The 13876-nt window shown below is 68.6% G+C and carries 13 protein-coding genes; 7 read left to right on the top strand and 6 right to left on the bottom strand.

What is annotated here, in order from left to right:
- The first annotated feature begins 1 nt into the window (after nt 1).
- The 4 genes from AC5Y2S_RS25265 to AC5Y2S_RS25250 all read left to right on the top strand — a co-directional run bounded on the left by AC5Y2S_RS25265 (nt 2) and on the right by AC5Y2S_RS25250 (nt 3151).
- On the top strand, nt 2-835 hold the full coding sequence (locus AC5Y2S_RS25265; RefSeq protein WP_499959116.1) for a mycofactocin-coupled SDR family oxidoreductase: 834 nt from the start codon (nt 2-4) through the stop codon (nt 833-835).
- 120 nt (nt 836-955) lie between these two features.
- The gene (locus AC5Y2S_RS25260; RefSeq protein WP_499959114.1) at nt 956-1144 is read left to right on the top strand and encodes a hypothetical protein; all 189 of its coding nucleotides are present in this window, start codon (nt 956-958) and stop codon (nt 1142-1144) included.
- A complete protein-coding gene (locus AC5Y2S_RS25255; protein WP_499959113.1) occupies nt 1131-1721 on the top strand; it encodes a PaaI family thioesterase in 591 nt (196 codons plus the stop codon). The genes AC5Y2S_RS25260 and AC5Y2S_RS25255 overlap by 14 nt, the downstream gene beginning before the upstream one ends.
- Before the next feature lie 158 nt (nt 1722-1879).
- Nucleotides 1880-3151 (top strand): amidohydrolase family protein, encoded by a 1272-nt coding sequence (locus AC5Y2S_RS25250; RefSeq protein ID WP_499959111.1) that lies wholly within the window; start codon nt 1880-1882, stop codon nt 3149-3151.
- Between the two features lie 142 nt (nt 3152-3293).
- On the opposite strand, the gene AC5Y2S_RS25245 is transcribed toward AC5Y2S_RS25250, so the two are convergent.
- Complete coding sequence (locus tag AC5Y2S_RS25245; protein ID WP_499959110.1) at nt 3294-7784, bottom strand: HAD-IC family P-type ATPase; 4491 nt, start codon at nt 7782-7784, stop codon at nt 3294-3296.
- 334 nt (nt 7785-8118) lie between these two features.
- Between AC5Y2S_RS25245 and AC5Y2S_RS25240 the strand changes: the two genes are divergently transcribed.
- Nucleotides 8119-8604, top strand: coding sequence for a nuclear transport factor 2 family protein (locus tag AC5Y2S_RS25240; protein ID WP_499959108.1), 486 nt, complete (start codon nt 8119-8121; stop codon nt 8602-8604).
- On the opposite strand, the gene AC5Y2S_RS25235 is transcribed toward AC5Y2S_RS25240, so the two are convergent.
- Nucleotides 8601-9467: an alpha/beta fold hydrolase gene (locus AC5Y2S_RS25235; protein WP_499959106.1), complete on the bottom strand. Its 867-nt coding sequence runs from the start codon at nt 9465-9467 to the stop codon at nt 8601-8603. The genes AC5Y2S_RS25240 and AC5Y2S_RS25235 overlap by 4 nt on opposite strands.
- Before the next feature lie 74 nt (nt 9468-9541).
- Between AC5Y2S_RS25235 and AC5Y2S_RS25230 the strand changes: the two genes are divergently transcribed.
- Entirely contained in the window at nt 9542-9979 is a 438-nt protein-coding gene (locus AC5Y2S_RS25230) for a cupin domain-containing protein (protein ID WP_499959104.1), read from the top strand.
- Nucleotides 9980-9998: 19 nt separating this feature from the next.
- Here AC5Y2S_RS25230 and AC5Y2S_RS25225 read toward each other — a convergent pair whose 3' ends face one another.
- The 3 genes from AC5Y2S_RS25225 to AC5Y2S_RS25215 all read right to left on the bottom strand — a co-directional run bounded on the left by AC5Y2S_RS25225 (nt 9999) and on the right by AC5Y2S_RS25215 (nt 12252).
- Nucleotides 9999-11387, bottom strand: a complete 1389-nt coding sequence (locus tag AC5Y2S_RS25225) for a WS/DGAT/MGAT family O-acyltransferase (RefSeq protein ID WP_499959102.1) — start codon at nt 11385-11387, stop codon at nt 9999-10001.
- Nucleotides 11388-11591: 204 nt separating this feature from the next.
- Nucleotides 11592-12026, bottom strand: coding sequence for a nuclear transport factor 2 family protein (locus AC5Y2S_RS25220; protein ID WP_499959101.1), 435 nt, complete (start codon nt 12024-12026; stop codon nt 11592-11594).
- Between the two features lie 43 nt (nt 12027-12069).
- The gene (locus AC5Y2S_RS25215) at nt 12070-12252 is read right to left on the bottom strand and encodes a hypothetical protein (protein WP_499906640.1); all 183 of its coding nucleotides are present in this window, start codon (nt 12250-12252) and stop codon (nt 12070-12072) included.
- Nucleotides 12253-12372: 120 nt separating this feature from the next.
- Here AC5Y2S_RS25215 and AC5Y2S_RS25210 point away from each other — a divergent pair, with 120 nt between their 5' ends.
- Entirely contained in the window at nt 12373-12798 is a 426-nt protein-coding gene (locus AC5Y2S_RS25210; RefSeq protein WP_499959099.1) for a PPOX class F420-dependent oxidoreductase, read from the top strand.
- A 127-nt stretch (nt 12799-12925) separates the two neighbouring features.
- Here the strand turns inward: AC5Y2S_RS25210 and AC5Y2S_RS25205 are convergent, their stop codons facing one another.
- Nucleotides 12926-13840 carry a TIGR03564 family F420-dependent LLM class oxidoreductase gene (locus tag AC5Y2S_RS25205; protein WP_499959240.1) on the bottom strand — a complete coding sequence of 305 codons (915 nt, stop codon included), beginning with the start codon at nt 13838-13840 and terminating at the stop codon, nt 12926-12928.
- Between the last annotated feature and the right edge of the window lie 36 nt (nt 13841-13876).

The following is a 13876-nucleotide window of genomic DNA, read 5'->3' as shown; positions in this document are numbered from 1 at the left end:
CATGAACAAGCGTCTGGAAGGTAAGGTCGCGCTGATCACCGGGGCGGCGCGGGGGATCGGGCGCGCCCAGGCGGTGCGCTTCGCGCAGGAGGGCGCCGACATCGTGGCGCTCGATGTGTGCGGGCCGATCGACACCGTGGTGGTCCCGCACAGCACGATCGCCGACCTCGACGAGACGGCTGCGATGGTCTCGCAGATCGGTCAGCGGGTGCACACCGAGACGGTCGACGTGCGGGACCTCGCGGGTGTCCAAGCCGCCACCGACCGCGGCGTGCAGCGGTTCGGCGGATTGGACGCGGTGTGCGCGACCGCCGGAATCACGTCGCGCGGCATGGCGCTCGAGCTGGACGAAAAGGCCTGGCGCACCATGCTGGACGTCAACCTCACCGGTGTGTGGCACACGTGCCGGGCCGGTGCGCCGCACCTGATTGCGCGCGGCGCCGGCGCGATGATCCTCACCAATTCCATTGCCGGGTTGCGCGGTCTCGTCGGTGTAGCGCACTACACGGCGGCCAAGCACGGCGTGGTAGGCCTGATGCAAAGCATGGCCAAAGAGCTTGCGCCGCATAATGTTCGGGTGAACTGCGTGCACCCCACCAACGTCGACACCCCGCTGATCCAGAACGACGCGGTGCGCAGCGCCTTTCGTCCCGACTTGGACCGGCCGCCGACTCGTGCCGAGTTCGCCGAGGCGGCACGGAACATGAACATGCTTCCCGTTCCGTGGGTCGATCCGATCGACGTGGCGAACGCCGCGTTGTTCTTGGCGTCCGACGAGGCGCGCTACATCACCTCGGTGACCTTGCCTGTGGACGCCGGAGCCACTCAACGATAGGTGAAAGCATGGCGGGGCCACGGCGGTGAAATGCTCGGTGCGCGCACACTCGGCGGCGCATTACATCGACCACGTATCAGCCCTGCGGGACCTGGCGAAGGATGAGGAAGGAATCGGGTCATGACAGATATCGACGACCTCGCGGCACGGCTTCGCCGTCTCGAGGACGAACGCCGGGCTGAAGGGCGCGGCGGCACCGGTGCTGGGCGCGGGGCCGATGTGAGGGGTTGTCCGATGGTGAAGCCGGCAGATGACGCGCGTTCGCGGCAGACCGGGCTGATTAAAGGGGTGGCCAGTGGTGGCTCATGACAAGGTCGACGGCACGCCGGTGGGGTACGAGTCGCTGACCGGATCAGTACGCCGGCTCATCGATGCGACCATCCGTACCGAGGTGGACGCCGCAGCTTTAGCGGCGGCCAAAGCCCACATCGACTGCGCGGTGGGAGAGTTGAGCGCAGCCCTGATGCCGGGCTCATTCGGTCTGCGCGAAGCCGCCGACGGACAATCCATGGCCTCAGGCAACGTCGCGATCGGGGTACGCAATCCCGTCGCGCCGCCCCTGGTGATACACCGCGACGATGAAGGCGAAGTGTGGACTGAGGTCACCCTCGGTGCCGCTTACGAGGGTCCGCCCGGTCACCTTCACGGCGGCGTGTGCGCGCTGATTCTTGACCACGTCCTCGGCGCAACCGCGCACCGGCCAGGACGTCCGGCGTATACCGGCACGCTCACCCTGCGTTATCTGCGGGGAACGCCGTTGGGTCTCCTACGTGCGAGAGCGCGCGTTGATCGCATCGATGGCGCAAAGACCTTCGCGGTGGGCCACATCGCCGACGGCGAGGGAACGACCGTCACCGCCGAGGGGGTGTTCATCACCCCGCGATGACAGCGTGGAGCCATTGTGGGACAAGGACCTTGATGGGCGGTCACACCGCTTGGTGGAGGCCAAGGCCGGCTCCCGCTGAACGAGACGTCTAGCGTTCGATAGCTATCGGCTGGGGGGACTATTACGATCAGTCACATTCCCGTCGAGGAGATGAATTCATGGCCGCGCCTGAGACTCTTTCCCGCTACACCGTCATTTCCGCGGATACCCACGCCGGGGCCGACCTCTACGATTACAAGCCTTATCTACCTCAGGCGTTCCATGACGACTTCGATGCCTGGGCCAAGACCTACGCGAGCCCATTTGACGATCTGATCATCGCCACCGCGAAGCGCAATTGGGACGACGAGTTGCGAATTTCCGAGATGAATGACGACGGAGTGGCGGCGGAGCTGTTGCTTCCGAACACCGTTCCGCCGTTCTTCCCGACATCTCCCAACATCACCATTTCGCTGCCACAGACTCGAGAAGACTTCGAACGTCGATGGGCGGGTGTACAGGCGCACAACCGTTGGCAAGTTGACTTCTGTTCTCTCGCGCCCGCGCGGCGACGAGGGCTGATTCAGATCTTCCCCAACGACGTGGAAGCCGCATTGGACGAAATACGGTGGGGGCACCAGAAAGATTGCTTTGGTGGAGTGCTGTTGCCCGCGGTCTCGCCCGGCGACCCCAACGTCGCTCCGCTATTTCACACCCGCTACGAGCCCATCTGGGAATTGTGCAGCCAACTCGATCTGACGATCGTGCAGCACGGGGGTCCGGGAAGTCCCGCGATGCCGATGGATCAGCCGGCGTCGAATGCGGTGCTCATCACGGAGATGGCGCTGTGGGCCCAGCGCACCCTCGGGCATCTGATATTGGCCGGAGTATTCGAACGCCATCCCGAGCTGCGTTTCGTGCCTACGGAGCAGGGGACCCTCTGGGTGCAACAGCAGCTGATGACCCTGGATGCGATGGTGCCGACGCTGAAGACGGAAGCCGGTAACCGCACCTACGGCATGTTCGGCGGGTCCTCCGTCGATGGGCTAACCCTGACACCAACGCAGTACGTTCAGCGGAATTGCTACCTCGCCAGCGAATTGACGCCCTTCGAGTCGGGCATGATCGACTTCATGGGCGCTGACCACATACTTTGGGGTAGCGACTACCCCCACGAGGAGGGCTTCGCTCCGCATTCGAAGCTGGCCATCCGGTGGGCCCTGCACGACCGATCCGAAGACGAATGCCGGAAAATTCTCTCCGAGAACGCCGGTCGGCTGTATGGATTCGACCTCGACGGCCTGGCGCCGATCGCAGCCGAAATCGGCCCGACGGTGGCCGAAGTGCACACGCCCCTGGAGAAGACCGGCTATCACGCCCCGGCCGCCTTCGGCTACCGGCCCTTTGAAGGCGGGCTCGCATTGAAACGGCTCGCGCCGCAACGCCAGTAGACGCGCGAGGCCGCCATTTCGCGGGACGCCCAATACCGCGCATTACAACCGCGAGCAAGGGGCAGATCACCGATAGCCAAGGAATCACCCTCGGTGCGCAAGGCGTATTCATAAACCCGCGCGACGCCCGTGACTGAGGGCATCACGGGCGATCGGTGACAGTCTCCGCGGGGATCCGATGCCGCTGTCGGTCCACCAATTTCAGTGCGCGCGCGGCCTTCGCGGGAGCCATCAAGACCGCGGTATGCGGCGCCCGGGATCCGCTGTGCTGCGCTGGTGGTGGGGCGGACGTGGCGGGCTCGTCGAGTTCCGGGTCATCGGTGCGTGGTGACTGTTCGTCCCGACGGCCCGACCGCAACCGGTTGGTGGCGGCGACGGCGAGGACGGCGGCCGTGGCGGTGCCCAGCCCCTGCGCCCAGCCCACCGGGCCGACCGGCGTGCAGCCGAGGAGTTGGCTGATCCCCGGGGTGGTGATCATCGCCGTGAACGCGGCGAAGGAGCCGGCGGCGGTGAGCAGCACCAGAGGCGCGTGTGAATCGACCACGGTCTGGCCCAGCTCGACGGCGACCAACGAGATCAATGCGACGGTGGAGGCCCGCTGCGGCAGCCCGGTCACGGAGGCCATCACCCAGGCCGTCGAGGCGGCGGTGGCGGTGAGCGCCCCCCGTGCCGCCACGGTTCGCATGAGCGCGCGCTCGTCGATGCCGTGCCCCACCCGTTGCACCGGCCCCGCCGGAGTGCTGACGGCGACCGCGGTCGCGGGCAACGCGTCGGTGAGCATGTTGATCAGCAGCAACTGCCGGGTGTTCAGCGGCGAGGTCCCGGTGAGCGCCGTGCCGATGACCGAGAAGATCACCTCGCCAGCGTTGCCGCCGAGCAGGCCGGCCACGGCCGCCTGGACCCCGCGCCACAGCCGGCGCCCCTCGTCGATGGCGGCCACCAGCGTCTCGATCCGGCCTTCGGTCAGGACCAGGTCGGCGGTGGTATGGGCGGAGTCGCTGCCGCGCGCCACCACACCGACGCCGACGCTCGCCGCCCGGATCGCGGCGGCGTCGTTGGCGCCGTCGCCCACCATGGCGCACACCCGCCCCGCGCGTTCGAGCGTCTGGACGACCTGCACCTTGTTCTCCGGCGACATCCGGGCGAAGATCACCCGCTCGGACACCGCGCGCTGCTGATCCTGCCGAGACAACCCGTTCCATTCGGACCCGGTGATCACCTGGTCCGCGCTCACCGGCACCCCCAGTTCGCGGGCGATCGCAGTGGCGGTGACGGGATGGTCGCCAGTGATCAGCCGGATGGCCACGCCGCGGGCGGCCAGGTCCGCCAGCAGCTGTGGCGCCTGGGGGCGCGGGGTGTCCGAGAGGCCCAGGAACCCGGTCAGCGTCAAGCCCATCTTGCACAGTCCGGTGATGTTGTCGGGGTCTTTCCGCAGCGCTCGCGCCTGCGCCGCGCTCAGGCGGCGTTGGGCCACCGCGATGGTCCGCAGTCCCGCGGTCGTCAGGGCGGCGACCGCGTCATCCACCTCCGCGCCGACTTCCCCGCACGCCGCCAAGATCACTTCCGGCGCGCCCTTGACGGTCAGCTGCGTACCCGTCACCGAAGCCGAGAAGGCCCTGCCGGAGCGGAACGGCAGGTGCGCGTCGGGATCGGGTCGGGGGCCGGAGCCCGCCACCACGTCCGCCGCCTTGATGATGGCTTCGTCAGTGGCGTGGACGTGGGGATTGCCGTCGTCCGCCGGTGCGGCCTGGGCGGCGCACCACAGGACGTCGTCGCGGGAATGGCCCGCCACCGGGTGCACCTCGGCGACGCGGAGGCGGTTCTCGCTCAGCGTTCCAGTCTTGTCGAAGCAGACCACCTCGACGCGGCCAAGCGCCTCGGCGGCGCGCGGCACCCGCACGAGCGCCCCGGATTCGCCCAGCCGCTGGGCCGACGCGGATTGGGCGAGGGTGGCCATCAGCGGCATGCCCTCGGGGATGGCCGCCACGGCGACGGCGATGGCGCTGCCGAGGGCTTGGCGCAGGCCACCGGCGCGCAGCAGGCCGAGGGCACCGACCACGATGCCGCCGCCCGCGCTGAACGGGAAGGCGCGGCTCATCAGCTGGCTGAGTTGATGGTGCAGGCCGACGGTCGGCAGTTCACCGGACGCCAGCTCGGCCGCGCGACGGCTCTGGGTGTCGGCCCCGACGGCGGTAACCAGCGCGACCGCGGTGCCGGCCACCACGGTGGTGCCGGCGTAGATCATGCAGCGGCGCTCGGCGAGCTCGGCCCCAGGCGTGGCCTCGACCTGCTTCTGGACCGACAGGGATTCACCGGTCAGCGACGATTCGTCGACCTCGAGGTCGTGCGCCTCGATCACCCGGGCGTCGGCGGGCACCACCTCGTCGCTGCGTACCTCGATCACGTCGCCGGGCCGCAGCTGCTCGATGACGACTTCTCGGTAGCCGCGTGGGGCGTCGGGCCCCTGGGTCAGCACGCGGGCCGGCGGGGTCTGCTGAGCGAGCAGGCGGTTCAGCCGGTTCTCGGCCCGAAGCTGTTGGGCCGTCGACAGCAACGCGTTCCCGGTCAGCACGGTGCCGACCAGTACCGCGTCGGTCGGCGACCCCAGCACCGCGGTGGCCGCCGAACACAATCCGAGGATTGGCGTCAACGGGTCACCGGTCAGCTCGGCGACCGCGGCCCTGGCGAACTCCCACGCCGCGGCGGGGAACCGAGCGCCGTCCTGGTCGGAAACCGTTGTGGCAGGGGGCTCGTCGGGGTCACGGAGCGCCGCCAGCACCTCGCGGACCCGCTCCGGCGACATCGCGTGCCACTCGAATGCCGGCACCGGCCGGGGAACCGGCGTGCGAATCGTGCCGAGCGCCAACAGGTATCCCGACAGCAGACCCGCGACGGCGCCGATGGTCACCGGGCCCGGCCCGCGCAACCTGCGCACCCCGGGCACCATGAACAGCGCGCCCAGCGCCGAGGCGCCCACCGAGATGGCGATGCCCTGCTGGCTCGCCCTCCTGGCCGCCGGTAGCGCATGCAGCACCCGCCACGCTCCGGCCAGGTCGTCGAGCATCAGGTCCGCGTTCCAGGGCGGTGGAGCATCCGTGTCCTGCCTGATCCCCAGCGCCACGTCGGCGCCCGAAAGGGCCTGCGCGCCAAAGGATGACAACACCGCGACGGTGTGCCCGTCCCGTTGCAGCGCGGACACCGCGTCGGCGAGCGCGCGGTCGATGTCGCCGTCGCCGGCCGGTTGGACGTCGTCGAACGCGGGACGCAGGTCACCGAGCAGGTCGGTGTCAACGGACACCAGGCGCGTACCGGAGTCGCGCGCCCGGGTGATCAGAGCCGACGCGAGCGGGTGGGGCGCCGGGGCGATGAGCGCCTCGACGGCGTCGCCGCCTTCGGCTTCGTCGGTGGCGCGCACGGGAATGCGGTGCCAGCCCGGGGCCGGGTCGTCATCGAGCAGCTCTTGTGCGCGGGTCCAGACCTCCTGCAGGTCACCGTCGCGGGCGTCGCGGACGCGAACCACCCGCATCTGATCGCCGCACAGCACGCGTGGATCGATCAGCACCGCGTCGACCTTGTCGAGCCGTCGCAGGCTTTCCGGCCGCAGCGGTAGCACCGCGTGCCGGTCGGCCAGGCCGCGCCCGAGGGTGGTGGCGAACGCCTCGTGCGTGGTGCGCATCGCCTTCGGCGAAGTCGCCAGCGCGGCGTTCGACGCCATGGTGACGTTGCGCGTGAGCGCCCCCGTCAGGCCGACACCGATCAGCTGCGCCCACGCCACGCGCTTCCCATGGCGTTCGATCGAGCCCTCTGGGGCGGGAACCGCGCGCGGCAAGTGGTGCAGTTCCGATTCGTCGGCATGCCGGGCCAATTCCGGCTCGTAGCGGGCCCATGCCCGCGCGGCGGCCCGGGACTCCGCGGCCTTGAAACCTTGCATCGCCAGGTCGACGGACAGCTTCGCCGGTGACAACGTGACGACATGCGCGCCGGTGCCGAACACCGACAATGCAGTGTCCGTGGCGCCGGGGCCGATCCCGCTCTCGAGCGCACGCCGCAGCCACGGTTGGTGATTCGCGATCGCCGACACGGCCTCGACGGCGATCGGGGCAGCCGGCAACCGCAACGCCCGGCCGGCGACCGCGACCGCGAACCCGGCGGCGTTCACGGCGACCATCGCGCCGCGGGTGAGCAACAGCAGCCCGTCGCCGGGCAGGCTGCCACGCCGGGTTGAGTCGCTTGCCCCGTAATCCTTTTCGAGGTCATCGAGCACAGAGCAGAGGTGGTCGAGCGACGCCGCGTCGTCGTCGATCTCGACAACCGCTCGCGACAACGGACGGTTCAGGCTGACCCGCGTGACGCCGGGCTGGGCCTGCAGCGCAGCAACGACGGCGTGGCCACGCGGCTCCCCGCTCATACCGTCGACGCCGCGCACCTCGATCCACAGGCGGCCGTCGCCGCGCCCACACCGCCGGCTCAGCGTGGAGCGGGAAACCACACCCGAGAGCGCCTTTGCGCCCACGCGGACGGGCAGCGCGACGACATCAAGGCCGGCGGCGGCCAACTTGGCGGCCGCGTCGCCAAGTCCCGCGGCGGCCCCGAGCCCCGTCGAGATGACCCGCAGCGGCGAAATCTGTCGCACGCGCAACCCCTTTCAAACACCAGACGAATGGTTGCTTCGCGGTTATTCGCGAGACGAGGCCGCTGATCGACGTTGGTCGCGGCTGCAAACCCGACCAACCTACCCCGGGGTCAAGTGCCCAGCAACTTGAGAGGGTGCGCGTAAAAAACATGTAAAAAGTGATTGCAGCTGTTAGGGGGGCGCCGATCAAAGTGTTCGGTCCGCCTGATTCATCGATTTAGCAAACCCCAATGCGCCGTTGTGGTTACGCCTGCTGCTGATTGAAGCCGGTCAGTCTTTGATGCTCATGCCGTCCGTCCTAACGTGTGGGCGTCAGGCGATGAGGAGGACGACCATGAATGAGATCGACAAGCTGTCCGCGCGGCTGCGCCGACTCGAAGACGAACGCGACATCGCCCGGCTGATCGCCTCGTACGGTCCGGCGGTGGACGCCGGGGACCCGGACGCCGCCGCGCGGCTGTGGGCGATCGACGGCGTCTATGACGTCGACGGCTTGCGCATGGAGAGCCGGGCGGACGTGCGTGCCATGATCGCCTCGGAGGCCCACCAGAAGCTGGTGGCCAGGGGCTGCAGCCACTTCCTCGGGCCTTGCGTCGTCACGCTCGACGGCGACGAGGCGGTGGCGGTATGCGAATCCCTGGTGCTCATCCGCGAGGGCATCGAAAAGGGGGCGTATCGCGTATGGCGCGCAACCGCCCATCATTTCGTGTTGCGACGGGCCGAAGACGGCTGGCAGATCACTACCCGCACCAGCCGAGTCCTCGACGGTAATCCGGACGCGCATGCGCTGTTGCTGAAGGGCGTCGCGGGATCTGTCTAGCGAGCCAGAAAAGCCAGCACCGTACTTTCGAACGCCTGCCTGGCCTCGATCATGGCCCAGTGCCCCGAGTTCGGGAAGATGTGCAGTTCGGCGTTCGGGATGGTGCGCATCGGGAGGAGCGCCATGTCGAGCGGGCTCACCCGGTCGTCGCGGCCCCACGTCAGCAGCGTCGGCGCCGCCAGCTTGTGCATCACCGCCCACGGCATCGGCCGGTCCGAGGTGGCCATCCCGGCGTTCATCGCGGCGAACGCGGCCTTGCCGTACATCCGGCGGGCGGCGTCCAGGGCCACGGGATCGGTTGCGAGCGCCCAGCGTTCCTCGATCAGCTCGTCGGTCACCAGGGACTGCTCGTACACCATCGACTTCAGCCAGTCGACCAGCCGCTGGCGCGTCGGGTCCTCGACGAACTCCTGCAACAGCCGGATGCCCTCACTGGGGCTGGGGCTGAAGATGTTGGTGCCGATGCCGCCGATGGTCACCAGCCGGTCGACGCGGCCGGGATTCTGGATCGCGAAGTTGATGCCGACGCCGCCACCCATCGAGTTGCCGACGATGTGCGCCTTTTCGATACCGAGCGCGTCGAGGAAGGGCCCGACGGTGCCGAACGCCATGACCATCGGGTGGCCGCCGAAGTCGTCGCTGACGCCGAATCCGGGGAACTCCAGGACCAGGCAACGGTACTGTTCGGCGAACGTCGGCAATATCCCGCGAAAGTTACGCCAGCCGGTGACCCCGGGACCCGAGCCGTGCAGGAACAGCAGCGCCGGCGCGGAATCCGGGCCGCAGTCGTAGTAGCGCAATGCGCCCTTCGGAGTTCCGATTTCGCGCAGGTCTCGTTCAACGAGTTCAGAAGTGTTGGCCACGGGTGTCACCCTGCCATGCCGCCCCGGCCGGCGGGAGCGATGTCCCGCCGATCGGTCATCTAGAGTCTGGGGCCATGTCAGGCCGCTTGCTGATGACCGGCGTCGACGCGTCCGGGCGGTCGTGCGCGGCGCGGGACGAACCCGTCACGCTGCACGGGGACGCCGGTCGCGGCGGCCTGCTCTATTCGGTGCTGTACGCGGCGCCGTCCCTGCCGTCCATCGCGGCGGGCGGGCGAGCCGCCGACCTCCTCGACCTGGTGGTCGCGCCCGGCGCGCTGCGCTGGACGATGATCGAGTACGCCCCGGGCGCCGAGTTCGCCATGCACCACACCGACACCATCGATTTCGACGTCGTCCTCGCGGGCTCGGTGGACCTGATCCTCGACGACGGCGCGCACCCGTTGGCCGTCGGGGACAGCGCGGTCATCACCGGCGTCGACCACGCCTGGCGCGCGGGCCCGGACGGGTGCCGGCTCGCCGTGTTGACGATCGGCGCCTCGGCGCCGGCCTGAGACACAGCCGCGCCGAACGCTAGCCCGCACCGGGCGGGGCGCAATCCAGCAATTCCTTGAGCGCCGCGGGAAACGCGTCGGCGAGCGTCCACAGGTCCGGCACGAGGTCGGGGCAGGAAATGATGCCGATACCCAGCCGGCCGTTGAGCGACATGACGGTCACGTTGAGCCCGCCGCCCGCGATGATCGGCCCGAGCGGATACATGGCGTCGACCCGGCAACCCAGGAAATACAGCTGCTCCTGCGGACCCGGCACATTGGACATCACCAGGTTGTGCGGCGGCTTCTCGGGCAACGGTATTCGCGGCAGCAGCTTCATCGCGGCGCCGAACATGGTCTGCCCGGCCACCTGCGTCCAGTCCTGCAGCAGGGTCGGGCCCATCGCGGCGGCGTGGTCCTTCGCGCAGGCATTGCCTTCAGCGATGCTGACCAGTCGCTGGGCCGGGTCGCCGATGTGGGTTTCGAGCCGGCACAGCATCCACGTGGTCTGGTTTCGGCCCGGCCGGTCGGACCTGCCCCGCACCGACACCGGCACGCTGGCCACCATCGGGCTGTCCGGCAGCTCGCCGCGGTCCGACATGAACTGCCGCAGCGCCCCCGCGCACAGGGCCGTCACCACGTCGTTGATCGTCACGCCGAACCGGTTCTTGACCGTCTTGACGTCGTCGAGGTCCACGGTGGTCAGCGCGACGTTGCGGCGCCGGCTGAACGGGCCGTTGAACGGCGTCGGCGGCGCGGCGAACGGGGCGGCCATGGTGGGCCCACCGCCGCGCGCGCGCAGGATGGTTTGCCCGAGCGTCAGCACGGTCGCCGGTACCACCTTGGCCAGCCGCCACGGTCGCAACGCGGCTCCTATCAGCCCCGACGCGGCGATCTGCAGGGGACTCGCGGCGCCGGCGCGCTCCGCCGGGTTGGGCGGCGGCGCGTCGGCCACGGTGCTGCACAGCTGGGCCAGCAGGTTGGCGCCGCCGACCCCGTCGACGACCGCGTGGTGGGCCTTGAGGACGACCGAGAGTGCCTCGGTGCCGTGCAGGCCCTCGATCACCCACATTTCCCACAGCGGGCGGTCGCGATCGAGCGCCAGACCCGCGACGTGCCCGCAGATCTCCGCTAACTCCTTCGGTCCGCCGGGCGAGGGAAGCGCCACGTGGTGCAGGTGGCGAGACAGGTCGAAGCGATCGTCGTCGACCCAGACCGGATGGTCGAGGTTCAGTTGGCTGTCGGCCAGCTTGAGGCGGAATTCGGGCACCGCGTCGACGCGTGTCGACAGCGCCCTCCGGAACCCCTCGAATGTGTACCCCCCGGGTTTCGTTTCCGGGCTGAGCTCCAAGACGCAGCAAACATTCAATGGCTGCGTCGGTGATTCCAGGTACAAAAAGAACGCGTCCAGCCCACTAAGTCGTTGCATTCCCCGCCCATCTCATTCACACGGTCGTGACCCCTGGTCATATGACCGGCGGTCAACCCCGGACCCCGACGACACACAGCATCAGAGCAGACCGCAATCTCTATGATGTGATCCCTAATCTGTAGCCGTTGGGCGGCATGTGGCAAACATCTGGGCGATACATTTAACGAAATCGCCATCAAGATTCATCTGACCGCCCCCGGGTCAGCGGGCCATGGTCGAATCCGGGGCCGCCCAGTCGGTTGACACCTTGCGATGTTTGATCAGCCAGGTGCCGCCCTCGGGCACCAGGACGTCGCGATAGCGGCCGAAATGGTCGAGCCCGATCTGGGTGACCACGGTGAAGTACGACGAGACCCGCGCCTCGTCGGGTGTGAGCCCGGTGAAGAGCACGTTGGCGACGTTGTGCCGGACGACGGGCTTGATGTCGACGTCGTGGGCGACGTTGCGCGTGACGCCGCCGAGGAACGAAACGATCGCGGCTCGCCCGCGCAGCGGATGCAGGCCGCGTATCTCGAGGACGCCGTCGACGCAGAACGTCTCCGCGAGACCGTCGAGGCGGCCGGCGTCGCCCGACCAGTTGTACCGCGCGAGCGTGTCCCGAATGCGCTCACGGGCGACCAATTCCCACATCTCCACCGCCGTGAGCCTAATCCGCGAAAGTGCAACCGCGGGAGGGCCTTTACCTCACGAGATAAGGCCGGAAGCCACGCTGGGCTGCCGGGGTGACCCCGTTCAGGTCGAAGACGGCGATGAGGGCGCGCAAGAGGGCGGGGGACCAGTCGTCGAAATGCTGCGCATCCATGCGATCGAGTAATTCGCCGCGGAGGTGCTCGATGCCGGTGGGCTCCTGGTGATCGGTCATGTCGTGAACGACGCTAGGAGCCGCGTCAGGCGCTTGTACAGCCAACTGGCCAGATTCAAATGCCATTCTTGCCCGATATGTATTGGGAATGAATCGCCCCGCACGACGGTATAAGCACGCATGAAACTCAACGACGCCGCGCGCGATCTCATCGGCAAGGGTGCCGACGCCACCCTGGTCACCATCAATCCCGACGGCAGCCCCCAGGTGAGCGTGGTCTGGGTCGCGCTGCAGTCGACGCCCGACGGGGACGAACTGGTCACCGCGCACCTCGCCGAACACAAGAAGGTGCGCAACGTCCGCAACGATCCCCGCGTGGCCGTCACGATCCTGGCGCTGGACAAGGCCGGCCAGGGCATGCGGCCCTACCTGTCCGTCGCGGGGACCGCACGAATCGTCGAGGGCGGGGCGCCCGAGCTCCTGACGGAGCTCAACCCCGTCCTGGGCGATCCGAACATGAATTTCCCGCCGGAGGGCGCGCCACCGGGATTCCTCACGCGCATCCGCATCGACAAGGTCGGCGGTATCGGCCCCTGGACGTCCTGAAGTAGTCGGTGCCTGCCGGCGCGTGAATCCAGGGCTTTCAGCGTGTACAAGTGGCGGGAATCGCGCGATCTTCCCACCCAGGATTCACACGCAAGGCCCACAATTCACACCCAACGCCGACGGCCGACTAGTCGGCGTACCCCCGCAGCAGGCTGCGGGTCCGGGCCCGGCCCTCTTCGGATGTGTCGAATGCATAGGCGACGAACTCGTCGACCCCGGCCGCGCGCAGCTCGTCGAGGCGTGCGGTGACGACCGTCTCGTCGCCGATGATGGCCGCATCCTGGGGGTCGCGGTAGCCCTCGCGATCGAGCATTGCCCGGTAGGACGGCAGTTGCCCGTAGAGCGCGAACTGCTCGGCGGCCTGTGCGCGCAGCCTCTCGACCTCGTCGGTGACCGCGATCGGAAGCGAGGCCGCCACCCGCACCGCGCCCTCCGGACGACCGGCCTCGGTGGCCGCGCGGCGAAGCGTGGGCCCGACGTGTTCGGCGAGGGTCTTGGGCCCGGTCATCCACGTCTCCGTCCCCGCGCAGCGCCGCCCCGTCAGCCGCAGCAGTTGCGGACCCAGGGCCGCGATGTACACCGGTGGCGTTGGGGCGCCGGGAACGCGCACCGCCCCGCGGGTGGTCACCGTCTCGCCCGTGGCGTTGGCGTCCTTCCCATCCAGCAAGGGCAGCAGGCCGTCGAGGTATTCGCCGAGCCTGCGCACCGGCTTGTCCCACGGGATCCCCCACATTCCCTCGGTGACCATGCGATGGGTCATGCCCAGCCCGAGGACGAATCGGCCACCGGAGATCAAGCTGAGGGTGAGGGCGCGCTGGGCCATCAGCATGGGGTGCTGGTTCTGAATGGGCAGCACGCCGGTCGCCACCTCGATCGTGTCCACCTCGCGGAACGCGATCGCAAGCACCGCCAAAACGTCAGCCTGCCAGGGCATTTGAGCCACCCAGGCGCGGCGGAATCCCTCGTCACGCAGCTGCGCGAGTTCCGATACGTAGTCGTCGACCAGCGACCCTTCCGGGTCGTCGCCGAGGAAGCAATTCACGCTGATTTGCACCTGTGTTCCTCTCGTTCGCCTTCT

Source organism: Mycobacterium sp. NGS69 (assembly GCF_059812165.1).
Note: the sequence above shows the minus strand (reverse complement) of the source record. Positions and strands in the feature narration are given on the sequence as shown.

Excerpts from the sequence above, each read along its gene's own strand:
- AC5Y2S_RS25230 (WP_499959104.1), top strand. The coding sequence starts at position 9,542 with ATGTCAGGCCGCTTGCTGATGACCGGCGTCGACGCGTCCGGGCGGTCG.
- AC5Y2S_RS25265 (WP_499959116.1), top strand. The coding sequence starts at position 2 with ATGAACAAGCGTCTGGAAGGTAAGGTCGCGCTGATCACCGGGGCGGCG.
- AC5Y2S_RS25215 (WP_499906640.1), bottom strand. The coding sequence starts at position 12,252 with ATGACCGATCACCAGGAGCCCACCGGCATCGAGCACCTCCGCGGCGAA.
- AC5Y2S_RS25250 (WP_499959111.1), top strand. The coding sequence starts at position 1,880 with ATGGCCGCGCCTGAGACTCTTTCCCGCTACACCGTCATTTCCGCGGAT.
- AC5Y2S_RS25240 (WP_499959108.1), top strand. The coding sequence starts at position 8,119 with ATGAATGAGATCGACAAGCTGTCCGCGCGGCTGCGCCGACTCGAAGAC.
- AC5Y2S_RS25210 (WP_499959099.1), top strand. The coding sequence starts at position 12,373 with ATGAAACTCAACGACGCCGCGCGCGATCTCATCGGCAAGGGTGCCGAC.
- AC5Y2S_RS25260 (WP_499959114.1), top strand. The coding sequence starts at position 956 with ATGACAGATATCGACGACCTCGCGGCACGGCTTCGCCGTCTCGAGGAC.
- AC5Y2S_RS25225 (WP_499959102.1), bottom strand. The coding sequence starts at position 11,387 with ATGCAACGACTTAGTGGGCTGGACGCGTTCTTTTTGTACCTGGAATCA.